The organism is Photobacterium sp. GB-36, from assembly GCF_003026135.1.
In the GTDB taxonomy this organism is placed as follows: domain Bacteria; phylum Pseudomonadota; class Gammaproteobacteria; order Enterobacterales; family Vibrionaceae; genus Photobacterium.
Map to the genome: position 1 here is coordinate 107,485 of NZ_PYNY01000008.1, position 21,760 is coordinate 129,244.

Consider the following 21,760-nt stretch of genomic DNA (forward strand, 5'->3'; position numbering starts at 1 on the left):
AACGACGCACCTGTTATGAATAATTAAGACTTATCGTGGGTAACGGTAAGTTAGTCGTCGCACCATTCTCAACTAAAAGGCCAAAAGCCATGATCCATAGTATGACTGCTTATGCCCGTCGCGAAATTAAAGGCGATTGGGGCACTGCTGTGTGGGAAATCCGCTCAGTAAATCAACGTTATCTTGAAACCTACATTCGTATGCCTGAGCAATTCCGTAGCTTAGAGCCAGTATTACGTGAGCGTTTCCGTAAACGTCTTGCTCGCGGTAAAGTGGAATGTAATCTACGTTTTGAAGCCAATATTGCCGCAAACACAGCGCTAACCATCAATGAAGCGTTAGCAAAACAAGTTATTACTGCTGCTAAATGGGTAAAAGAAACCGCGGGTGAAGGTAATATCGGTCCATTCCAAGTCCTTAATTGGCCGGGGGTGATGGAAGCGCCAGAGCAAGACTTAGATGCGATTAACAAAGATCTACTGACGGGTTTTGAACTCGCTATGGATGACTTCATTGCCGCACGTGCAAGCGAAGGCGATAACATGAAGCAGCTTATCGACCAACGTCTGGATGCTATTTCGGTTGAAGCAACCAAGGTACGCACTATGATGCCAGAAATCATCAACTGGCAGCGTGAGCGCATTATGTCTCGCCTTGAAGAGGCAAAAGTTGATCTTGATGCGAACCGCATTGAACAAGAGCTGATCATGCTCGCGCAAAAGAGTGATGTCGCAGAAGAGCTTGATCGCCTTGATTCTCACGTGAAAGAAACCCAAAAAATCATCGCAAAAGGTGGCGCATGTGGCCGTCGTTTAGACTTCATGATGCAAGAGTTCAATCGTGAATCTAACACCCTCGCATCAAAATCAATCAACACTGAAGTCACAGCTTCTGCAGTTGAACTTAAAGTCTTGATTGAACAAATGCGCGAACAAATCCAGAATATCGAATAACTCGATAATCGCTCAATCAAGGAAGCCATTGCTTCCTTGGTTGTGGTTGATTAGCTGCTGCAATTATGAAAAACGCATTAAAGCCAACTAGGCTTAAGCTATATCGCACAAAAAGATGAATTTTCCAGCAACTAGCTAATTTCAATTATGCGCAGATCATGATAATCTTCGCGCCCTTCTATCACTGAGTGAAAATAGGCAATGAGCAAAGGTACTCTATACATCGTGTCGGCCCCAAGCGGTGCTGGTAAATCAAGTCTGATTAATGCCCTTCTTGAAACAAACCCGACCTATGACATGAAAGTATCCGTGTCCCACACAACTCGTGGTATGCGCCCGGGTGAAGAACACGGTGTTCATTACAATTTCGTTAGCGTAGAAGAATTTACTGACTTGGTAGAACAAGGTGCATTCCTTGAACATGCAGAAGTATTCGGCAACTACTATGGCACTTCACGCCCATGGATCGAAGAGCAATTAAATAAAGGAATTGATGTATTCCTTGATATCGACTGGCAAGGTGCGCGTCAAATTCGCACACAAATGCCAGCGGCTAAGAGCTTATTCATCCTTCCTCCTTCAAAAGAGGAATTAGAGCGTCGTCTAAATGCGCGCGGTCAAGATAGCGAAGCTGTTATTGAACGTCGTATGCAAGAAGCTCGTTCAGAAATCTCACACTACGATGAGTATGATTATGTTATCGTAAATGATGATTTTGATGTTGCTTTAATCGACTTTAAAGCAATTATTCGTGCTGAACGATTGAAGCAAGACAAACAAGCTGCTAAATATAAGAGCATGTTGTCTGCACTACTAGCAGATCAGTAAGTTATTTTGTACAATTTTCTATTCCTAATTTAATAACCACTGGAGTCCTCCATGGCACGCGTAACCGTTCAAGACGCTGTTGATAAAATTGGCAACCGTTTCGATCTGATCCAAATTGCTGCTCGCCGCGCACGTCAAATGCAAACCGGCGGTAAGGATCCATTGGTTCCTGAAGAAAACGACAAGTACACAGTAATTGCACTTCGTGAAATCGAAGAAGGCCTAATTACTAAAGATATCCTTGATGCTCGTGAGCGTCAGGAACTGCAAGAGCAAGAAGCTGCTGAATTAGCAGCAGTTAGTGCTATTGCTGGCGACCACCGTTAATCAGGGAACCGGGCGAATTGTATCTTTTTGATAGCCTGAAAGAAGTCGCAATCGAGTACCTGCCAGAGCCTCAGCTAGAGGCTCTTAGGCAGGCTTTTCTCGTTGCTCGCGACGCACACGAAGGGCAAACTCGCTCCACTGGCGAGCCTTATATTATCCACCCCGTTGCGGTTGCTCGCATCTTGGCGGAAATGCGTCTCGATATTGAAACGCTCATGGCGGCATTGCTTCATGACGTTATCGAAGATACCGAGGTCACTAAAGAAGATCTCGCCAGCCGTTTTGGCGACACTGTCGCAGAATTGGTCGATGGCGTATCGAAACTCGATAAATTAAAGTTTCGAGATCGAAAAGAAGCACAAGCTGAAAACTTCCGCAAAATGATCATGGCAATGGCGCATGATATTCGCGTAATTTTGATTAAGCTGGCTGACCGTACCCACAATATGCGAACACTCGGTGCCCTTCGCCCCGATAAACGTCGTCGTATTGCCCGCGAAACTCTTGAAATATTCTCTCCTCTAGCCCACCGTCTGGGTATCCATAACATCAAATCTGAACTTGAAGAGCTTGGCTTTGAAGCGTTATACCCAAATCGCTACCGTGTATTAAAGCAAGTGGTAGCTGCGGCGCGTGGTAACCGTAAAGAGATGATCAATAAAATTCACGCTGAAATTGAGGGTCGCCTCAGTGATGCGGGAATTCACGCTACCGTATTAGGTCGTGAGAAAAACTTGTTCTCTATCTATAACAAGATGAAGAACAAAGAGCAGCGTTTCCACTCCATCATGGATATCTATGCTTTCCGTGTACTTGTGAGTGATTTAGATACCTGCTACCGCGTATTAGGACAAGTACATAACCTGTACAAACCCCGTCCTAGCCGCATGAAAGACTACATTGCGATCCCGAAAGCCAATGGCTATCAATCGCTGCATACCTCGCTTGTTGGCCCTCATGGTGTTCCCGTTGAAGTACAGATTCGTACCGAAGACATGGATCAAATGGCAGACAAAGGCGTTGCTGCGCACTGGACCTACAAAGATGGCGAAAGCTCAGGTACCACCGCGCAAGTTAAAGCCCAGCGTTGGATGCAAAGCTTACTTGAACTTCAACAAAGTGCAGGTAGCTCATTTGAATTTATTGAGAACGTAAAATCCGATCTTTTCCCTGATGAGATTTACGTTTTTACCCCGAAAGGCCGTATTGTTGAATTACCTGTTGGCGCAACCGCGGTAGATTTTGCTTACGCCGTGCATACTGATGTCGGTAATGCTTGTGTTGGCTCTCGCGTTGATCGCCAACCTTATCCACTAAGCAAACCACTTAAAAACGGTCAAACCGTTGATATCATTAGTGCTCCTGGCGCTAGACCTAACGCTGCATGGCTTAACTACGTGGTGACATCCCGTGCCCGCACGAAGATCCGCCAAGTGCTGAAAACCATGCGTCGTGACGAGTCGATTACTTTAGGTCGTCGCTTGCTAAACCATGCTCTTGGTGGCACTAATATTGATAATATTGCTAACGAAAATATTACCAAGGTATTGTCTGATCTCAAACTCAGCTCAATGGATGATCTTCTCGCTGAAATCGGCTTAGGTGAAGTGATGAGTGTGGTCATTGCTCGTCGTTTGTTAGGCAATGTCGATGAGCTCACGCCAAAAGAAAATGATCGTCGCTTACCAATTCAAGGCGCTGATGGCATTTTATTAACCTTTGCTAACTGCTGTCATCCGATCCATGGCGATCCGATCATTGCCCATGTTAGTCCAGGGAAAGGGTTAGTGATCCACCGTGAAGAATGTGCCAATGTCCGTGGTTATCGTAAAGAGCCGGATAAGTACATGGCGGTAGAATGGAGTGAAGACTTCGATCAGGAATTTGTTACCAGCTTGAAAGTTGATATGCAAAACCACCAAGGTGCATTAGCCGATCTCACTAACACTATTGCTGCGACAGGCTCGAATATTCAAGGCTTAGCGACGGAAGAAAAAGATGGCCGTTTATACACCATCACCGTAAAGTTAACCACACGTAGCCGCATTCATTTAGCCAACATTATGCGTCGAATTCGTATTATGCCAAATGTCGTACGTGTCGCGCGCCAGAAAAACTAAGCGTTAAGATACGCACAGTTTTCATCATAAAAACGCCCTTTATTGGGCGTTTTGTGTATTTGGCAATAAAGCCTTATTATCATTAACCTATCTCATTTGTTTTCATTAGGTAACCTCCATGACCCCAGATCGTTTTCAACGTATCCACCAAGTATTGGCAACGCGTCAGCCCGATCTGACGGTATGTATGGAAGAAGTCCACAAACCAAATAATGTCTCAGCGATAATCCGCACAGCTGATGCTGTCGGTGTACATAAAGTCCATGCCGTTTGGCCCAAAGAAGGGATGAAAGTATTAAGCCATACTTCGGCTGGTGCGCGTAACTGGGTTGAATTAGATACCCATGATTCTATGGTTGAAGCCGTTCAAGCATTAAAAGATCAAGGCATGCAGGTACTGGCTACCAACCTATCTGATACTGCGATTGATTTTCGTGATGTTGATTACACCAAACCAACAGCGATTATTTTAGGCGGAGAGAAAAACGGCATCACAGCTGAAGCGCTAGCGATGGCCGATCAAGATATCATCATTCCAATGGTCGGTATGGTGCAGTCATTAAATGTGTCAGTCGCAAGCGCGTTGATTTTGTACGAAGCACAACGCCAACGTCAAAATGCTGGTATGTATGAGCGTGAAAAAACCTTACTACCAGATGATGTCGTTAACCGTATTTTGTTTGAACGCGGGCATCCTGTTCTTGCTAAAGTCGCACAACAAAAGGGCTTACCTTACCCACAACTCGATGATCAAGGTCAGATTGTTGCTGATGAAGCATGGTGGGCAGCCATGCAAGCGAAGAAAATGAAAAAACGCCAACCCGCAATGGAGAATAACGAGTAATGAGCGGACAACTCCTCAATACTATTTCGCTAGCTGAACTCTCTGGCGTTGGAGCAAAAATGGCAGAGAAACTGGAAAAGATTGGGCTCCATAATGTCCAAGATTTACTGTTTCACTTACCATTGCGCTATGAGGATCGCACTCGTATTTGGCCTATCAATCGAGCCATGCCAGGGCAACACTTGACCGTTCAAGGTGAAGTCCACCATACCAGTATTACTTTTGGTAAACGTAAAATGCTGGCAGTAAAAATTGGAGACGGCACAGGCTCTGTTACGCTGCGCTTTTTTAATTTCAATGCAGCAATGAAAAATAGCTTTGCTGAAGGTAAACAAGTTAAGGCTTACGGCGAAATCAAAGGCAGTAAATTCGGTCTTGAGATCATTCATCCGGATTACCGTATTTTCTCAGAGCCAACCGAGCTTAGTGTTGAAGAAACCTTAACACCAGTATATCCAACCACTGATGGCTTACGTCAACAGACCCTGCGTAACCTAACCGACCAAGCGCTCAACTTGCTCGATAAGGCAGCGGTGACAGAACTACTGCCTGAAGGTTTATACGACCGTCAAATGACGCTTGCGCAGGCATTACGTGCGATGCATCGTCCAACCCCTGATATCTCATTAGATCAATTAGAAGCAGGTAAGCATCCTGCTCAACACCGGTTAATTTTAGAAGAATTGTTGGCGCAAAATTTATCGATGTTGGCATTGCGCAGCAAAGGACAACAACATAGTGCTTGGCCACTTGCCGCGAAAGATTCATTAAAGCAGCAACTGCTCGATAGTCTGCCGTTCACTCCAACAGGTGCGCAGCAACGTGTTGTCGCAGACATTGAAGCCGATCTTATTAAGCCGCAACCAATGATGCGTTTAGTTCAAGGAGATGTTGGCTCAGGTAAAACCTTAGTTGCCGCTCTTGCCGCCCTACGCGCCATCGAACATAGCTTTCAAGTCGCCTTAATGGCACCAACAGAGTTACTGGCAGAGCAACATGCCATCAACTTTGCCAACTGGCTTAATCCTATGGGTATTCAGGTTGGTTGGATGGCAGGTAAGTTGAAAGGCAAAGCGCGCGAAACGGAACTTGCCCGTATTGCGAGTGGTGAAGTGAAGATGGTGGTCGGCACGCATGCCTTATTCCAAGACCACGTTAAATTTGAAAATTTAGCACTCGTTATCATCGATGAACAACACCGATTTGGTGTCCATCAGCGTTTAGAGCTACGAGAAAAAGGGGCCAATGAGGGTCGCTACCCACATCAGTTAGTCATGACGGCAACCCCGATTCCACGTACTCTTGCCATGACAGCTTATGCCGATATGGATACCTCGGTCATTGATGAACTGCCCCCCGGCCGAACACCGATCCAAACTGTTGCCTTACCCGATGCCCGTCGCCCTGAAATTATCGAGCGTATTCGATCAGCTTGCGTTAATGAAGGACGCCAAGCCTATTGGGTATGTACCTTGATTGATGAATCAGAAGTGTTGGAAGCCCAAGCCGCCTCAGATACTGCCGATGAACTGACGGGTTTACTGCCTGATTTAAAAATTGGTTTAGTACACGGACGAATGAAAGCCGCAGAAAAACAAGCGGTGATGGCAAGTTTCAAAGCTGGTGAGCTGAATTTGTTAGTTGCCACAACCGTGATTGAAGTCGGAGTGGATGTACCCAATGCCAGTTTAATGGTGATTGAAAACCCGGAACGATTAGGCTTAGCGCAGCTCCACCAGCTACGTGGACGTGTCGGTCGAGGAAAAGTTGCGAGTCACTGTGTATTGCTTTATCACGCCCCCCTGTCTAAAACCGCACAAAAGCGTTTAGGGGTATTACGTCAAAGTAGTGATGGTTTTGTGATCGCCCAACGAGATTTAGAAATTCGTGGCCCAGGTGAATTATTAGGTACCAAACAAACCGGTATTGCTGAATTTAAGGTCACCGATCTTATCCGTGACCAATACATGATCCCACAAGTGCAGAAGCTGGCTCGCTATATTCATGACAGTTACCCCGATAACGCCAAAGCCATCATTGATCGCTGGCTAGGACAACGAGAAAACTACTCAAACGCTTAGTTATTGGTAAAGTACAAATACAACAAAGCCCACATTACCGCGCGGTAATGTGGGCTTTTCATTTGCTGACTTACTTCATTTTATGTAGTGGTAACGTCACTTCAACGCGTAAACCACCTTCGCTGCGGTTACGCACTAAAATAACACCATCATGCTGATCAACAATACGCTTCACAATCGCAAGTCCTAACCCTGTCCCTTCCGCTTCACTACCGCGAGCTGAATCACCACGCGTAAGGGGTTGGAACATCTTATTGACCTGATCAGGCGCAATACCCGGACCATCATCTTCAACGCAAAACCATACAGATTTACGATCAGCAGAAGCACCACTCGATATCTTCACCCAACCTTTACCGTAGCGTTGTGCGTTCACCACAAGATTGGCGACAGCACGTTTAAGCGCAACCGCATTAGCGGAAATCATACCGGGGATTTCACCGAGTTGCTGCTCAATAGTTTTACCGTAACTGCCTTCAGTATGCGCAACATCAATCAGCAAGGTATTCAGATCAAGATCTTCTTCTTCCTGCTTTTTAGTCGATTTTAGATAATCCATAAACTGACTAATGATCGCGTTACACTCTTCGGTATCAGTGATCATCGATTCCGCTAAATAACTATCTTCAGGTGACATCATTTCTGTAGCCAGACGAATACGGGTTAATGGTGTACGTAAGTCGTGGCTGACGCCTGCCATTAACAATGCGCGATCGTCTTCTAGCTGTTTAATGCCCTGTGACATCTGATTGAAGGCTTTGGTGACTGAGCGAATTTCAGAGGCACCTTGCTCAGGAAGTTGTGGCGGCGTTTCACCACGTCCCACCATAAGTGCAGCCTGTTCCAATTCCATTAATGGACGGTTTTGGATCCGAATGAATAACCAGCCGCCAGCAATCACAAGAAAGGCAATGATCAGGCTATAGCGAAATAGCGGCGCAAAGTCTTCTTCTTGCAGCTCGGATAACGGGACCCGCATTAAGAAATTCGGCATCGCATCGGTTTTTAGCCACAGCACATAACTGTCAGCACCGAGCAATAAACGCACATCGGTTGGCGAACCAAGATCTTTGGTCATCTGCTCACTGAGATAACCGATATGCATCGCATCATGGAAAGGTTTGGCCGCTTCACTACCAGGCGCGACTAAGGTGAGACCTAACTCTTCTAATAGTTTACGACGAAGAGGACGGTCAAGGTGTACACATTGATCATCCGGCATCACCAATTCATCGTTAAGCATCAATTTTACTTCATAAGATAAAATGCGGTTGAATTGCTGAATACTGGGTAATAAGGCGTAATTAACTATGGTCAGATACGAAAAAATCTGGCTTGCGATAAGCAAGCCAGCTAATAGGATTAACGTTCGACCAAATGTGCTTTTTGGCGATAAACGCATGGCTTACGCCTCGCGACCATCAGGAACGAAGACGTAACCTAAACCCCACACTGTTTGGATATAACGTGGACGGCTTGGATCTTCTTCAACCATACGACGTAAACGTGAGATTTGTACGTCGATAGAACGCTCCATTGCAGAATACTCACGACCACGCGCCATATTCATCAACTTATCACGTGACATCGGCTCACGGGCATTAGTAACCAATGCTTTTAATACCGCAAACTCACCAGACGTTAATGGCATAGGAACATCGCCACGGAACATTTCACGGGTACCTAAGTTTAAACGGAATTCGCCAAATTCAATCATCTTACTATCAACACTCGGTGCGCCCGGTGCTTCAATTGTTTGACGACGTAGTACCGCACGAATACGCGCTAACAGCTCTCGAGGGTTAAACGGTTTAGGCAGATAATCATCAGCGCCCACTTCAAGACCAACAATGCGATCAACCTCATCACCTTTTGCTGTTAGCATCAAAATAGGTAACATGTTATTGGCATTACGTAAGCGACGACAAATTGATAAGCCATCTTCACCTGGTAGCATTAAATCTAACACCATTAGATGAAACGTTTCGCGGGCTAATAGACGATCCATTTGCTCGCCATTTGCCACACTTCGAACCTGAAATCCTTGCTCAGATAAATAACGTTCTAATAGCGCGCGTAAGCGCATGTCATCATCAACAACCAGAATTTTGTAATTTTCTTGCATAATCCACCTTCAGCGGTCGAGGTCTTGAGCTTTTGCCGTAGTGTACGTCAGCTCACTAAACAGACTCAGAATTTCCTGCGTTTTTTTCAGGCAAATATGTAACAGAGTATGTATATTCGTTTTATGCGCCAGATAAGCGCCTGAGTCAATTAAGTAATTATAAAAAAGCTAAAATGAAGTGAAAACTAGGGTTGCACTCTGTTTTATCTTGGTGAAAAGACACCTGCTCTCTGTTATATCTCATCTTTAATTTCTACATAATTTGAAACTTACCGCGACAATTTATTATTGCGCTTATTGACCCATCCGTCTAAGCGTTAGATCATCGCCCCATTCCTCGTTCACGTCATGTTATAAGGATAGCTATGAGAACCAACCTGGTGACGCGTGAAGGTTACAATAAATTAAAAAAAGAACTTGATTTCCTATGGCGTGAAGATCGCCCTGAAGTGACCAAGAAAGTCACTTGGGCTGCCAGTCTGGGTGATAGATCTGAAAATGCCGACTACCAATACAATAAAAAACGCTTGCGTGAAATTGACCGTCGCGTCCGCTTTCTACGTAAACGCTTAGATGTATTAAAGGTGATTGATTACTCCCCGCAACAAGATGGCAAAGTCTTCTTTGGTGCTTGGGTGGAAATTGAAAATGAAGCGGGAGAAACAAAGACCTTTCGCATCGTTGGTCCTGACGAAATTTATGGCAGAAACGACTATATCTCAATTGATTCTCCCATGGCACGGGCACTACTCAGCAAAGAAGTCGATGATGATATTGTCGTTACCACTCCGCTTGGCAAGAAAGAATGGTTTATCAATGAAATCCGCTACGACACCGACATTGAGTAATTAAATCATCATTACTGCATACGATAGAAGCCGTTCGTTATGTACACGGCTTCTTTTCCGATCTTTTTTCTGCTCACTGACACACTCTTAACATCGGTAAACTTGCCACTCTCATCGGGAGACGTAGAATGTAAGCTTAACGATAAACAAGAGATACCTACGGATGAGCAACTCTATCAATCAGCTGATTGCCAGCGAACTGAATGTTCGAAATGAACAAATCAATGCAGCAGTCACACTGCTCGATGATGGTAACACCGTGCCTTTTATTGCCCGTTACCGTAAAGAAGTCACTGGCGGCTTGGATGATACCCAACTTCGTAATTTAGAATCACGTTTAGGCTACTTACGTGAGCTCGATGATCGTCGTCAGGTCATTTTAAAATCGATTACTGAGCAAGGTAAATTGACCCCTGCGCTAGAGGCTGAAATCAAGACAGCAGACAGTAAGACCCGTCTTGAAGATCTTTACTTGCCTTACAAGCCTAAGCGCCGCACTAAAGGTCAAATTGCCATTGAAGCCGGTATTGAGCCTTTAGCTGATCTGCTTTGGAGCCAACCAGACAACACTCCTGAGCAAGCAGCTGAACAATTTTTGAATCCAGAGCAAGGCTTTGCTGATACCAAAGCAGTACTGGATGGCGCTCGCGCAATCTTAATGGAGCGCTTTGCTGAAGATGCCACCTTGCTTGATAAAATCCGTCGCCAGTTAAACGGTCAAGCAGAACTGACTTCACGTCTTGTCGATGGCAAAGAGCACGATGGTGCGAAATTTAAAGATTACTTTGAATATAACGAGCCATTAAAAACCATTCCATCTCACCGCGCACTCGCGCTATTTCGTGGGCGTAATGAAGGCTTCCTACAATTAGCATTGAATGCTGATCCCAACCAAGATGAAGGCGTGCGAGGCTCTTACTGTGAAGTGATTATTGCCGATCACTACGGCGTAAAACTGGGCTCGGCACCAGCTGATGCATGGCGTAAGCAAGTGATAAGTTGGGCATGGCGCATTAAGATTTTAATGCACATGGAAACCGAACTGATGAGCGCACTGCGTGAAAAAGCCGAAGATGGCGCGATGCAAGTGTTCGCCGACAACCTGAAAGATTTGCTAATGGCTGCCCCTGCCGGTCCTCGCGTCACACTAGCACTCGATCCTGGTTTACGAACAGGGAGTAAGATTGCAGTGGTTGATGAAACCGGCAAGTTACTCGATACTGCCACCATCTACCCGCATCAACCCCACAACAAAATTGCAGAATCAAGCAAAGTTGTTTTAGCCTTAATCAACAAGCATAACGTTAACTTAATTGCGATTGGTAATGGTACTGCTTCACGTGAAACAGATGCGTTTGTTGCCAAACTACTTAAAGATAATAATCTAAAAGTACAGAGCGTAATGGTGAGTGAAGCCGGTGCATCGGTATACTCTGCATCAGAGCTTGCTGCAAATGAATTCCCAAACCTAGATGTTTCTATCCGTGGCGCGGTGTCTATTGGTCGTCGCCTGCAAGACCCATTAGCAGAGTTAGTAAAAATTGATCCGAAATCTATCGGTGTAGGTCAATACCAACACGATGTTAGCCAAAGCATGTTAGCGAAACGCCTCGATGCTGTCGTAGAAGACTGTGTAAACGCCGTGGGTGTGGATGTCAATACTGCATCTGCTGCACTACTGACACGCGTGGCAGGTTTGAACGCCACCATCGCACAAAACATCGTGAACTACCGTGATGAAAATGGTCGCTTTGATGCGCGTACAGCCCTGAAAAAAGTCGGCCGTTTAGGGCCAAAAGCCTTTGAGCAGTGCGCTGGATTCTTACGGATAATGAACGGTAAAAACCCACTTGATAGCTCTGCAGTTCACCCAGAATCTTATGCGGTAGTTAAAGCTATTTCGGCTGCTAATAATAAACCGGTTGATGCGATCATAGGTAACACCGATTTCCTACGTAGCTTAAAAGCCGCTGACTACACCGATGCTGATTTCGGCTTACCAACGGTAACCGACATCATTAGCGAGCTGGATAAACCTGGTCGAGATCCTCGTCCTGAGTTTAAAACAGCCACCTTTGCCGAAGGCGTTAATGAAGTAAAAGATCTGATCCCTGGCATGGTATTAGAAGGCGTGATCACTAACGTAACTAACTTCGGTGCTTTTGTTGATGTCGGCGTACACCAAGATGGTTTAGTCCATATCTCCGCCCTGTCTGATAAGTTCGTTTCAGATCCGCGCGAAGTGGTAAAAGCCGGTGATATCGTCAAAGTGAAAGTGATGGAAGTGGATTTACAGCGTAAGCGTATTGGTATGTCGATGCGTCTGTCTGATGAGCCAGGACAAGAGAAGCCGACTCGTCAACCTCGCGATAATTCAGCACGTCCTGCACGAAGTCAACCACAAAGCCAACCTCGTCAACGTGATAACGGTAATGCCGCAATGGGTGGTGCGTTTGCAGCAGCCTTTGCTAATGCCAAGAAAAAATAAGCTAACGTCTTATTAAGTTAAACAAAAAGCCAGACGAGATGTCTGGCTTTCTTTTATCTACTAGAAATCAAATCACTTGTAGATATTCTGTTGGCGGGTTTGGCACACTGGCTTGTGCATACTTAAATGCCACCACCCCTTTAGTCCGCTCGTTTTGATTAATTTTATCTAATTGCTCAAGTAATTCTCGCGGTAATTTAATGTGCATGCTGTAACCCAGTGCACTGTCTTTCTCAAGATAATTACTGGCAGATAGCAGATCAACAAGACGGGCAATATCCTCTTGATAACCTTTTAAAATTTCATCATCTTGCTTATCATAATCCGGATGTTCACTCGGATCCCAACTTGGTTTTTTTAGCTGTTTCTCTTCACTGGTTATTGGTTTTTCATCTGCCGCCGCACTACTTGCAGTTAACGGAACAATTTTTTCTCGCACTCGGTTATCTCGCGCAACTTGATCGGTTGGCGGATTGACCGTTGTGGCTAATGGCACACCACCAGCTTGTAGAGGAGAAATATTCATACCGAAAACAAATTCACCATGTGCAAAGTAAACAAACCCAAGTGGTTACTATTTAATCATAACGGTAATTTTTAAGATACAACAGCATCTTCAGCAATAAACTGCCGCACTGCAGCGATAAATTCATCAGGATGTGAAATAAACGGTGCATGAGATGCCGACTGAAAAACATAACTCAATGACTGTGGGCAGAGCTTGCTAATCGCGGCTTCTGTTTTAACGGGTACCAAGCCATCTAAGCGACCATACATTCGTAGCCAAGGTTGAGTGAGCAATGACAGTTCTGCTCGCTGATCAACGGTTTCAAGTAACATTAACCCCAGCGCCAAGGCTGAGGGTTGTGGCGTCGGTCGTTCAAGAACGGCTTGCTTTAAATTCTTTATATCCTGTCGGGCTGTCGGGCTGCCCATCGCTTGTAACGCTAAGAATCGCTCTACCGTTAAGTTAAAATCAGAGGCGAGCTGTGATTGAAAATTCCTGAGTACATCCGGTTTGATCCCTCGCCATTTTTCTCGCGCCATAAAACTTGGCGAACTGGCTAAAGTCATTAATTGTGTTACACGCTCAGGTGCAAGTAATGCCGCTTGCGTTGCCACTAGACCACCCAGTGACCAGCCTAACCACGCTGCTTTCTGAGGGGCGCGCGCTAATACCGCTTGCGTGATCTCGACCAAGGACTCCGCAGTAACATCACCGCTATAACCGTAACCCGGCAAATCACACCAATGCACAGTAAAATGCTCAGCGAGGGCTGGGATCACATCTTGCCATACCGCACCATTCATTCCCCAGCCATGAATGAGAACCAGATCCGAGCCTTGACCTTTACTGTGCCAATCAAGCATTACCGCCATTACACTTCCTTATTCGGTTTTTTGAGGTTTTGTTTATGATGCCAAAAAACACAACGGCTTGGCTATCTCACACCTGCCGTAAACTATTATTTCGCCACTGTAGCTTATGTCAGTTACCACTCGAACCCAATGATGATTATTGGTGTCATTATTGTCTTTCTCAATTTCCATCCCCGCCTTACTGTCAACGATGTGGTACAACGACTTTAAACGCTGAACAATATTGTGGTCAGTGTTTGACGACTCCGCCACCTTGGCAACGATTGTATCGTTTAGGTGAGTACCAACCGCCTCTACAGCAATTAGTTAGCCAATTTAAATTTGGGAAAAAGTTCTGGCTTGCAAAACCATTAGCCAAACAATTAGCAAAACAAATTACCGACCCCGCCCCTTTATTGCTTCCTGTTCCGTTGCACCGCTGGCGTTATTGGCAACGAGGATTTAACCAAAGTCATTACTTAGCGTTAGCCTTAGCTCGTGAACTTAGTACCCAAGTTGATCACAATGTATTGGTGAGGACTCGCCATACTCAAGCACAAAAATCCCTGACAAAAAAACAACGTAAAACTAATTTAGCCAATGCCTTTGCTATTAAAGACTGTGCGCTTCCGCAGCATGTGGCCTTGGTTGATGATGTCGTTACAACTGGAACAACCGTGGCATTATTAACCAAAAGACTCCACCAGCAAGGCGTAAAGCGCGTTGATATAATTACGATTTGTCATACCGAAAAACCCGTATAGTCATCACTTATAACAAAAAAGTCGCGCATTATGATGTAAAACGTGGTGAAATTAAAAATGCTAATATTAGGGATGATAGAACGTCTCTCTAAGAGTAGAATAGAGAAAACTCACTAAATAGGTCAGGTATTACGTCGTGTCAATGATCACTATTACTGAAAGCGCTCAGCAGCACTTCGGCAAGCTTCTTGCCCAGCAGCCTGAGGGTACTAATATCCGTGTTTTTGTTGTTAACCCAGGCACTCAAAGTGCTGAGTGTGGTGTATCCTACTGCCCACCTGAAGCGGTTGAAGCAAGCGACACCGAAATCAAACTAGAGCTATTTTCTGCTTTTCTTGATGAGCTAAGCCTGCCATTTTTAGAAGATGCTGAAATTGATTTTGTTACTGACAAAATGGGCTCACAACTTACACTTAAAGCACCGAATGCAAAAGTGCGTAAAGTGTCTGATGATGCACCATTGATGGAGCGTGTTGATTACGTTATCCAAACCCAAGTTAACCCACAACTTGCCGGTCATGGTGGTCACGTTTCTTTATCAGAAATCACTGAAGATGGCGTTGCTATCTTACAATTCGGTGGTGGCTGTAATGGTTGTTCAATGGTTGATGTCACACTGAAAGAAGGCATCGAAAAAGAGCTACTCGCACAGTTTGAAGGTGAGCTAACTGGCGTTCGTGATATTACCGATCACGCACGTGGTGAGCATTCATACTACTAATTTTTAGTATGAACGGAAAATCAAAAAGCCGCATATAAGATGCGGCTTTTTCGTTTTGAAACCAAGATGCTCGTTATAATACGGTGAGAGTGACTCTCTTTCGTCCCCAGCGTTTTGCGGCACGAATGTCTTTCCCCATGTAAATATCAATCTTATTACGCCAACGGGGATTCATTTTATCCAGCACAACATATTCACCGGGCAAACCTGATATTTTAACCTTTACACCTCGTTTTAATCCTTTTTTCAACAAATCCCGTGAAACGGCAATTACTTTCATCCCTGGTTTTAACCTATCTCCCCATGCAGCAATGTTAGGGTGTGAGCTTGTCTGCGCCCTAACAGAATTATACGCTGTCGCTGTCACATGCATTTTTTTATGGGTAGTAGCAAAGCTATTTACGCTAAACACCAATGCAATAGTCAGTAAGAAATAAGCAAGAATATTCTTTTTCATATCCAACACCCGGCTAAAAAGTGCTCGCATTTTAACCAAAACAACATCAGGTTTGATAGCTTTTTTTGCTCAAAATTAATACAAAATGTATATTTTAAATCTAACTTACTGTTTTAATGCAGGAGATAAGAAAATATTTTTTTTCCACTGGTAACCGAAAATAACCGCTAATGTCACACCACGTAATGCCATAAAACCTAACATCGCCGCCCATAATGCATGGTTGCCATAGCTATCCATTAACCACCAAATGGCAAAAAAACCACTGGTTGCAACAAACATACTGTTGCGCATAACTCGCCCTTGCGTCGCGCCAACAAAGACACCATCCAGTAAAAAACACCACATAGCCACTAATGGTACTGCAGCAAGCCAAGGCAAATAAATATCAGCTTCAGCTTGAACCGCTGGAAGATCGGAGATCAAACTGACTATGCGCTCACCACCTAAAGAAAATGTCAATGTAAGCGCAACAGATATTATAAAACTCCAAAATGTAGTGTTAATTAAATAACGTCCTAACTGATCACGATTGTTCGCACCAACGGCTTTTCCTACTAATGCTTCCATCGCATAAGCAAAACCGTCCATGGCATAAGACACCAACATTAAAAAGCTCATTAACACAGCGTTTGCCGCGACTACATTATCGCCTAGTGTTGCACCTTGGAAAGTCATAAAGGTAAACGTCGCTTGTAAGCACAAGCTCCGTAAAAAGATATCTCGGTTTAATTTAAGTAGTCGCCCTATACCATGTCGCGCAGCCATAATTTTTTCTTTTAACGGCGGCAAACCTAACGCTAACCATTGACGAGAAACAAACCATAACCCTAATAACATACCACTATAATCAGCTAGTACCGACGCAGAAGCAGCACCTTGAACTTTCCAGCCAAAGCCTAATACAAACAGAACATCCAAAAGAATATTAACAAGGTTAGTGATGATCAAAAGCCACATTGGCAACTTGGCATTTTGCGCCCCAAGTAACCAGCCCATGATGACAAAGTTTGCTAAAGCGGCAGGCGCTCCCCAAATACGGATTGAAAAGTATTGCTCTGCGTAAACTTTCACTTCATTACTAGCATCACTGAAATGGAAAATAGCACTGCTGACAGGTTGGTGTAAGGCAATAAGAATAAACGCGAGTAACCATGCCAACGCGATACCTTGAACAAAAATAGCCGCTTGCCCATGTTTATCTTCTCGGCCAAAAGCTTGCGCCGTAATCCCTGTGGTTGCCATGCGTAAGAAACCCAACAACCAGAATGTAACGTTGATCATGGTACCGCCAACCGCGACGCCACCGAGATACCACGACTTATCAAGGTGTCCGATCACAGCAGCATCCACCAGCCCGAGTAACGGTACTGTAATGTTTGAAAGTACCATTGGCAGGGCTAATGCAAACACCTGATAATGTAATGATTTGTCTTTTAATGCTGCTAGCACGTACTACCTCTGCCGCGATAATTATTGTTATATAGCAGAGCAGTTTAACCAGTTGATTATGGCGACAAAAGTCTTATTGATTAAAGCGTATAAGATCTGTTGTTCATCGGAGAGACTAACCATACCAAGGTAGTCACCAATGATAGGTAAGAAGTACTACAAATAAAGCCAATAAATGCCCACTAATGCGGTCAGTAATAACATGGCGACGACTTTTGGTTTCGTCATCGTAAGGTAATCACGCCAAACCGCTATCGCTGGCGAACGAACTCGACTGGAATGAAGCCGTTGTGATTTATCCATGCGTAGCGCTCTCCGATGCAAAAGACTCTACCTCTAATGGGGAGCGGCAATTGCATATCAGGCGATAACAGGTGGTGACAACGGTAAGTAGTAAGATTAATCCAACTACATTGTGCGCAACGGCAATCAGTAACGGCAAGTTAGCAAGCACATTGGTAATGCCTAATATTATTTGTATCGTTAATCCCCCTATCATCGCAATGCTATAGCGACGTAAGGGCGGTTTAAGCCACAGCAACCCAGCCAACACCAACACCAAAACCGCTGTGATAATTGCACCAATACGATGAGTAACATGAATAGAGACCCTTTGGGCATAATCTAAAACGCCATATTCATAGCTACTGTGTTGAGGTTGAATCAATTCAAACGCGCGAGGATCAAATATTCCCTGCCAATCCCCTTCGCATATCGGTAATTGTGTGCATACAACGGCGGCATAATTAGCCGCTGTCCAGCCTCCTAATGCAATTTGGCTTATCACAACAACTAAAACTGCAATTGCTGCGCTTTTGAGTACCGTTAAATATCGATGTGATAATGATAAATGGGGTTTAAAACCCTCTTGATAGAAAAGGGGGTTAGGTTGAATCCGTAAACGTAGTAGCCACAATAACGATACAATAGTAAAACCGCCCAACAAATGCGCCATCACTACAACAGGCATAAGTTGCATGGTAACCGTCCACATTCCAAGTAACGCTTGAAAAGAAACCACACCCAATAACACACTGGGTAACAATTTAGGCCGTCCACTTCGACTCCATGCCATCACAGCAATCATTAACACCAAAAGACCTAGCGAGCCTGCAATATAGCGATGTACCATTTCATTCCATGCTTTTACCGGTTCAACAGGCGAATCAGGGTAAATCGCTTGTGCTGCTTGTAATTGTGATTCCGTTTGCGGTACTGACATGAACCCATAACAGCCAGGCCAATCGGGACACCCTAACCCCGCATCCGTTAACCGCGTATAAGCCCCCATCCCAACCACAATCAAAGAGAGAAAAAAGGCAGCGGTGACTAAAAAGTAGAACAGTTTATCTTTTTGCGTTTTATGCATAATCAATCCCACTATTTATGACATTTAGCCAATTTTTGATACTTTTAGCAGCCTTTTTAAATCACGTAAGATGTCTTTACCTTGTGCTAAAATGGCCTGTGGTTCAGCCTCTAGCGGATAGGCCATCATCACATTGCCATGAGGATCGGCTAGGTATACTGCATTGAGTCCATATTGAGATGGCGCAAATTGCTCATATTCTGCTGTGTTGCTGCGATAGCGTTGCAGATTTTCAACATCAACGGGAACGACGGTTGTTGGTTCAACGGGGGCGAGCAGCAAAACACTTCTCACCCGATCTTGATAAGCCCCAACAGCAAGAGGCATTTGCTTTAAGTGAAATAATGCACCTTCACAACGGCTATCACATTGTTGAGGCAACCAATAAATAAGTTGCCACTTTCCAGACGCAAGCCAATTTGCCGTCAACGGTGGAGTTAATAATTGACCTTTATTGGTGACACCACCGCTATACCACTGTTGGGTTAAGATTAATTTCGCTAGGATGATAGGCAGTAAAAACATCACACCTAATAACATTAAAACCTGATATTTTTTCATTCCTTATTCCCTCTTATATAGCCACCACCCAGCCATCCCTAATACCGCAAAGGCTAAAACAAACCACTGCGTGGCGTAGCCATAATGCTTATCCGCTTTCATCACAACAGGGGTCCAATTTTGTTTTAACGCTAGAGGGTTAGTCGCTGCAATTTGAACCACCCATTGCGGTAGGGCGCGATTTAATTGTTGTGACAGCCATGCCGGTTCAATATTTTGTACCCGTAACGGCCAACTCACGGCAGATGATTCTGGTTTGAGTTGTAATAATGAGGTGGTTGGTGCAATTAGACCGGTAATGACTTTTTCGCCACTAAATTGTGGTAACACGGGATATAACTCACGATAAGGAGGCGCGGCAATCCAGCCAAGATTGACCAATATCCATTGACCTTGGCTAAAGAAAGGGAGATAAAAATGGTAGCCTGCTTGACCATTATTTAGTTGGTTATCAAGTAAGATCGGATGCTGATTATCAAACACACCAGTAAGCGCCACATTATGCCAAACGGGCGTACTGGGTAATTGCGTAATATCAGAGATAGGTTCGGTCTGAATCGTTTCTTCTACTCGCTGCTGTAATTGAAGCTTTTCAGCTGCTCGGCTTAATTGCCAAAAGCCTAATCGCCCTAACATACACACCACGATGAAGGTAAAAATAACAAAAGCAACTTTTCGCATCGATGTTTCCTCCATCCCTATTGGTTGAAAACAGCTATCCTTAAATAAGCGCTTAATGTGTTATCACCCCTATTCAATCAGAGGCTTTCGATGTTGATAAAAATACTGCTTATCGGCTTATTACTGGTGATCATCGTCAATCTTTTTAAAGCCCTCCCAATCATGTTAAAAGGTCAATCATCACGCCCAATGTCGCATTACTTAGGCTGGCGTATTGGCTTATCTGTCGTTGTTTTTAGCCTGATTGTGATTGCTTTATTAACTGGGGTTATCACCCCCAACCCTCGCCCGTATTAATCTTGTATCTTCAAAATAAACACTAAAGAATATAAACAAACAGAAATAAACCTAACCACACCACATCAACAAAGTGCCAATACCAAGCGCCTGCTTGAAATGCAAAATGATGTTCAGGCGTAAAGTGCCCTTTTAAAATTCGACACCACACAATAAACAAGATAATCGCACCAAGCGTGACATGAACGCCATGAAACCCAGTTAACATAAAGAAGGTATTACCATAAATCCCTGCATCTAATCGTAGGTTCATGTCTTCATAAGCATGGACATATTCAACACCTTGTAAGTACACAAACACCGCACCTAGTAATACTGTAAGCAACAGTAGCAACTTCAATCGAGGACGATTATTTTGCTCTAATGCGGTATGAGCAAAATGCAATGTCACCGATGATGTCAGTAATAAAATGGTGTTATAAAGCGGCAAACCTATTGGCCCCATCGCTTGGGTTTCGGTGCCATCTGGCGTTTTTTCCAATGGCCACATGGCGACAAAGTCCGGCCACAACACCGCATTGGTCATGACATTATTACTTGCACCACCCAGCCATGGCACAGCAATCATTCGGGCATAAAATAGCGCGCCAAAGAAAGCAGCGAAGAACATCACTTCTGAGAAAATAAACCAGCTCATTCCCTGACGAAACGAGCGATCCATCTGCGCACTATAAAGCCCCGCCATCGATTCTCGGATCACATCACGGAACCAACCCACTAGCATTAATAAAATTAGCCCCACACCTACCAATAAGATCCAAGGACCTTGACCGCCAAACAGATCTCCGACAGTCGCGCCAGCACCTAACGCTATAAGAAATAAAGCAATTGCCCCCACTATGGGCCATGCACTTTCATCGGGGACATAATATTTCGTTGTTGGCGGTAAGTTATCGGTTTCACTATAGGGCTTTGACATTATCCACCTCACTGTGTTGCTCAATCACAGGGTTATCCTTGTCCGTTGCAACGTTGAATAGGGTGTAAGCTAAAGTCAGTGTTTCTATCTCTTTCGGCAAGTCAGGGTCGATATAGAACACCAACGGCAATTCTGCATTTTCACCACCCTCTAAAGGCTGATGATTAAAACAAAAACATTCGATTTTATTGAAATACTTCGCCGCTACGCCCGGTGTTACCGAGGGCACAGCTTGTCCGATAGTGGCGACTTTATTTAAGTTTTTCGCATCGTATTTAATGATTTTTGTTTCACCAGGATGCACCGTGATTTGCTTTACCTGAGGCGTAAATTGCCACCTCACACCTGGATTAATGTAGGCAACAAATTCAACCGTCACTTCTCGGCTGGTATCCACTCGATCACTGGTTTCTGTGGGTGTTGTGGCTGTTTTTCCATTGATCCCCGTGATATCGCAAAACACGTCATAAAGGGGAACCAACGCAAAAGCAAAGCCAAACATCCCAACTGCTGCGGCAATTAACCCCCACAATGATCGCTGTTTTTTCGGCTCATCCATCACGCCT

The 21,760-nt window shown here is 44.5% G+C and carries 22 protein-coding genes and 1 pseudogene; 11 read left to right on the forward strand and 12 right to left on the reverse strand.

From position 1 onward, the window contains the following. Window positions 1–89 precede the first annotated feature (89 nt). The 6 genes from C9J46_RS09970 (at window position 90) to recG (ending at window position 7,153) form a co-directional block, all read left to right on the forward strand. The gene (locus tag C9J46_RS09970; protein ID WP_107207520.1) at window positions 90–953 is read left to right on the forward strand and encodes a YicC/YloC family endoribonuclease; all 864 of its coding nucleotides are present in this window, start codon (window positions 90–92) and stop codon (window positions 951–953) included. A gap of 201 nt (window positions 954–1,154) precedes the next feature. Continuing rightward, window positions 1,155–1,781 (forward strand): guanylate kinase, encoded by a 627-nt coding sequence (gene gmk, locus C9J46_RS09975; protein WP_107207440.1) that lies wholly within the window; start codon window positions 1,155–1,157, stop codon window positions 1,779–1,781. Between the two features lie 51 nt (window positions 1,782–1,832). Next, window positions 1,833–2,108: a DNA-directed RNA polymerase subunit omega gene (gene rpoZ / locus C9J46_RS09980; RefSeq protein ID WP_005371960.1), complete on the forward strand. Its 276-nt coding sequence runs from the start codon at window positions 1,833–1,835 to the stop codon at window positions 2,106–2,108. Between the two features lie 17 nt (window positions 2,109–2,125). Further along, the gene (gene spoT, locus C9J46_RS09985; protein WP_107207439.1) at window positions 2,126–4,228 is read left to right on the forward strand and encodes a bifunctional GTP diphosphokinase/guanosine-3',5'-bis pyrophosphate 3'-pyrophosphohydrolase; all 2,103 of its coding nucleotides are present in this window, start codon (window positions 2,126–2,128) and stop codon (window positions 4,226–4,228) included. A gap of 118 nt (window positions 4,229–4,346) precedes the next feature. After that, a complete protein-coding gene (gene trmH / locus C9J46_RS09990) occupies window positions 4,347–5,072 on the forward strand; it encodes a tRNA (guanosine(18)-2'-O)-methyltransferase TrmH (protein ID WP_107207438.1) in 726 nt (241 codons plus the stop codon). Beyond that, window positions 5,072–7,153 (forward strand): ATP-dependent DNA helicase RecG, encoded by a 2,082-nt coding sequence (recG, locus tag C9J46_RS09995; protein ID WP_107290851.1) that lies wholly within the window; start codon window positions 5,072–5,074, stop codon window positions 7,151–7,153. Before trmH ends, recG begins: the two co-directional genes overlap by 1 nt. Window positions 7,154–7,223: 70 nt before the next feature. Here recG and envZ read toward each other — a convergent pair whose 3' ends face one another. Then, window positions 7,224–8,555, reverse strand: a complete 1,332-nt coding sequence (gene envZ, locus C9J46_RS10000) for a two-component system sensor histidine kinase EnvZ (RefSeq protein WP_107290852.1) — start codon at window positions 8,553–8,555, stop codon at window positions 7,224–7,226. 3 nt (window positions 8,556–8,558) lie between these two features. Next, window positions 8,559–9,278, reverse strand: coding sequence for a two-component system response regulator OmpR (ompR, locus tag C9J46_RS10005; protein WP_005371969.1), 720 nt, complete (start codon window positions 9,276–9,278; stop codon window positions 8,559–8,561). Window positions 9,279–9,643: 365 nt separating this feature from the next. Between ompR and greB the strand changes: the two genes are divergently transcribed. Both greB and C9J46_RS10015 read left to right on the forward strand, forming a co-directional pair. Continuing rightward, window positions 9,644–10,126, forward strand: coding sequence for a transcription elongation factor GreB (greB, locus tag C9J46_RS10010; protein ID WP_105061157.1), 483 nt, complete (start codon window positions 9,644–9,646; stop codon window positions 10,124–10,126). 163 nt (window positions 10,127–10,289) lie between these two features. After that, window positions 10,290–12,614, forward strand: a complete 2,325-nt coding sequence (locus C9J46_RS10015) for a Tex family protein (RefSeq protein ID WP_107287677.1) — start codon at window positions 10,290–10,292, stop codon at window positions 12,612–12,614. Window positions 12,615–12,681: 67 nt separating this feature from the next. On the opposite strand, the gene C9J46_RS10020 is transcribed toward C9J46_RS10015, so the two are convergent. Together C9J46_RS10020 and bioH are read right to left on the reverse strand one after the other, a co-directional pair. Further along, on the reverse strand, window positions 12,682–13,140 hold the full coding sequence (locus C9J46_RS10020) for an ATP-dependent Lon protease (RefSeq protein WP_105061159.1): 459 nt from the start codon (window positions 13,138–13,140) through the stop codon (window positions 12,682–12,684). 71 nt (window positions 13,141–13,211) lie between these two features. Then, a complete protein-coding gene (gene bioH / locus C9J46_RS10025) occupies window positions 13,212–13,994 on the reverse strand; it encodes a pimeloyl-ACP methyl ester esterase BioH (RefSeq protein WP_107247044.1) in 783 nt (260 codons plus the stop codon). A gap of 35 nt (window positions 13,995–14,029) precedes the next feature. On the opposite strand from bioH, the gene C9J46_RS10030 reads away from it, so the two are divergent. Both C9J46_RS10030 and nfuA read left to right on the forward strand, forming a co-directional pair. Beyond that, complete coding sequence (locus C9J46_RS10030; protein WP_107208649.1) at window positions 14,030–14,737, forward strand: ComF family protein; 708 nt, start codon at window positions 14,030–14,032, stop codon at window positions 14,735–14,737. A 142-nt stretch (window positions 14,738–14,879) separates the two neighbouring features. Next, complete coding sequence (gene nfuA, locus C9J46_RS10035) at window positions 14,880–15,458, forward strand: Fe-S biogenesis protein NfuA (protein ID WP_005371977.1); 579 nt, start codon at window positions 14,880–14,882, stop codon at window positions 15,456–15,458. Between the two features lie 73 nt (window positions 15,459–15,531). Here nfuA and C9J46_RS10040 read toward each other — a convergent pair whose 3' ends face one another. From C9J46_RS10040 to C9J46_RS10065, 6 genes and pseudogenes are all read right to left on the reverse strand, one after another. Further along, window positions 15,532–15,915, reverse strand: a complete 384-nt coding sequence (locus C9J46_RS10040) for a 3D domain-containing protein (protein ID WP_107208650.1) — start codon at window positions 15,913–15,915, stop codon at window positions 15,532–15,534. A gap of 105 nt (window positions 15,916–16,020) precedes the next feature. After that, on the reverse strand, window positions 16,021–17,367 hold the full coding sequence (gene dinF / locus C9J46_RS10045; RefSeq protein ID WP_107287674.1) for an MATE family efflux transporter DinF: 1,347 nt from the start codon (window positions 17,365–17,367) through the stop codon (window positions 16,021–16,023). 174 nt (window positions 17,368–17,541) lie between these two features. After that, a pseudogene (locus tag C9J46_RS10050) lies at window positions 17,542–17,670 on the reverse strand (protoheme IX farnesyltransferase); the annotation flags it as partial. Then, window positions 17,663–18,736: a heme A synthase gene (locus tag C9J46_RS10055; protein ID WP_107290853.1), complete on the reverse strand. Its 1,074-nt coding sequence runs from the start codon at window positions 18,734–18,736 to the stop codon at window positions 17,663–17,665. The pseudogene C9J46_RS10050 and the gene C9J46_RS10055, both read right to left, overlap by 8 nt. A gap of 24 nt (window positions 18,737–18,760) precedes the next feature. Then, on the reverse strand, window positions 18,761–19,297 hold the full coding sequence (locus C9J46_RS10060) for a cytochrome oxidase (protein WP_107208653.1): 537 nt from the start codon (window positions 19,295–19,297) through the stop codon (window positions 18,761–18,763). Window positions 19,298–19,300: 3 nt separating this feature from the next. Continuing rightward, a complete protein-coding gene (locus tag C9J46_RS10065) occupies window positions 19,301–19,978 on the reverse strand; it encodes an SURF1 family protein (protein ID WP_107290854.1) in 678 nt (225 codons plus the stop codon). Between the two features lie 90 nt (window positions 19,979–20,068). Between C9J46_RS10065 and C9J46_RS10070 the strand changes: the two genes are divergently transcribed. Continuing rightward, on the forward strand, window positions 20,069–20,275 hold the full coding sequence (locus tag C9J46_RS10070) for a DUF2909 domain-containing protein (protein ID WP_105061168.1): 207 nt from the start codon (window positions 20,069–20,071) through the stop codon (window positions 20,273–20,275). A 22-nt stretch (window positions 20,276–20,297) separates the two neighbouring features. Here C9J46_RS10070 and C9J46_RS10075 read toward each other — a convergent pair whose 3' ends face one another. Both C9J46_RS10075 and C9J46_RS10080 read right to left on the reverse strand, forming a co-directional pair. After that, window positions 20,298–21,194: a cytochrome c oxidase subunit 3 gene (locus C9J46_RS10075; protein ID WP_107208655.1), complete on the reverse strand. Its 897-nt coding sequence runs from the start codon at window positions 21,192–21,194 to the stop codon at window positions 20,298–20,300. After that, complete coding sequence (locus C9J46_RS10080; protein ID WP_107208656.1) at window positions 21,178–21,753, reverse strand: cytochrome c oxidase assembly protein; 576 nt, start codon at window positions 21,751–21,753, stop codon at window positions 21,178–21,180. The genes C9J46_RS10075 and C9J46_RS10080 overlap by 17 nt, the downstream gene beginning before the upstream one ends. Window positions 21,754–21,760 lie beyond the last annotated feature (7 nt).

What these genes read in the sequence shown, in the direction of transcription:
- C9J46_RS09970 (WP_107207520.1), top strand. Translation starts at nt 90, where the DNA reads ATGATCCATAGTATGACTGCTTATGCCCGTCGCGAAATTAAAGGCGAT.
- gmk (WP_107207440.1), top strand. Translation starts at nt 1,155, where the DNA reads ATGAGCAAAGGTACTCTATACATCGTGTCGGCCCCAAGCGGTGCTGGT.
- rpoZ (WP_005371960.1), top strand. Translation starts at nt 1,833, where the DNA reads ATGGCACGCGTAACCGTTCAAGACGCTGTTGATAAAATTGGCAACCGT.
- trmH (WP_107207438.1), top strand. Translation starts at nt 4,347, where the DNA reads ATGACCCCAGATCGTTTTCAACGTATCCACCAAGTATTGGCAACGCGT.
- recG (WP_107290851.1), top strand. Translation starts at nt 5,072, where the DNA reads ATGAGCGGACAACTCCTCAATACTATTTCGCTAGCTGAACTCTCTGGC.
- envZ (WP_107290852.1), bottom strand. Translation starts at nt 8,555, where the DNA reads ATGCGTTTATCGCCAAAAAGCACATTTGGTCGAACGTTAATCCTATTA.
- ompR (WP_005371969.1), bottom strand. Translation starts at nt 9,278, where the DNA reads ATGCAAGAAAATTACAAAATTCTGGTTGTTGATGATGACATGCGCTTA.
- greB (WP_105061157.1), top strand. Translation starts at nt 9,644, where the DNA reads ATGAGAACCAACCTGGTGACGCGTGAAGGTTACAATAAATTAAAAAAA.
- C9J46_RS10015 (WP_107287677.1), top strand. Translation starts at nt 10,290, where the DNA reads ATGAGCAACTCTATCAATCAGCTGATTGCCAGCGAACTGAATGTTCGA.
- C9J46_RS10020 (WP_105061159.1), bottom strand. Translation starts at nt 13,140, where the DNA reads ATGAATATTTCTCCTCTACAAGCTGGTGGTGTGCCATTAGCCACAACG.
- bioH (WP_107247044.1), bottom strand. Translation starts at nt 13,994, where the DNA reads ATGGCGGTAATGCTTGATTGGCACAGTAAAGGTCAAGGCTCGGATCTG.
- C9J46_RS10030 (WP_107208649.1), top strand. Translation starts at nt 14,030, where the DNA reads ATGATGCCAAAAAACACAACGGCTTGGCTATCTCACACCTGCCGTAAA.
- nfuA (WP_005371977.1), top strand. Translation starts at nt 14,880, where the DNA reads ATGATCACTATTACTGAAAGCGCTCAGCAGCACTTCGGCAAGCTTCTT.
- C9J46_RS10040 (WP_107208650.1), bottom strand. Translation starts at nt 15,915, where the DNA reads ATGAAAAAGAATATTCTTGCTTATTTCTTACTGACTATTGCATTGGTG.
- C9J46_RS10055 (WP_107290853.1), bottom strand. Translation starts at nt 18,736, where the DNA reads ATGCATAAAACGCAAAAAGATAAACTGTTCTACTTTTTAGTCACCGCT.
- C9J46_RS10060 (WP_107208653.1), bottom strand. Translation starts at nt 19,297, where the DNA reads ATGAAAAAATATCAGGTTTTAATGTTATTAGGTGTGATGTTTTTACTG.
- C9J46_RS10065 (WP_107290854.1), bottom strand. Translation starts at nt 19,978, where the DNA reads ATGCGAAAAGTTGCTTTTGTTATTTTTACCTTCATCGTGGTGTGTATG.
- C9J46_RS10070 (WP_105061168.1), top strand. Translation starts at nt 20,069, where the DNA reads ATGTTGATAAAAATACTGCTTATCGGCTTATTACTGGTGATCATCGTC.
- C9J46_RS10075 (WP_107208655.1), bottom strand. Translation starts at nt 21,194, where the DNA reads ATGTCAAAGCCCTATAGTGAAACCGATAACTTACCGCCAACAACGAAA.
- C9J46_RS10080 (WP_107208656.1), bottom strand. Translation starts at nt 21,753, where the DNA reads ATGGATGAGCCGAAAAAACAGCGATCATTGTGGGGGTTAATTGCCGCA.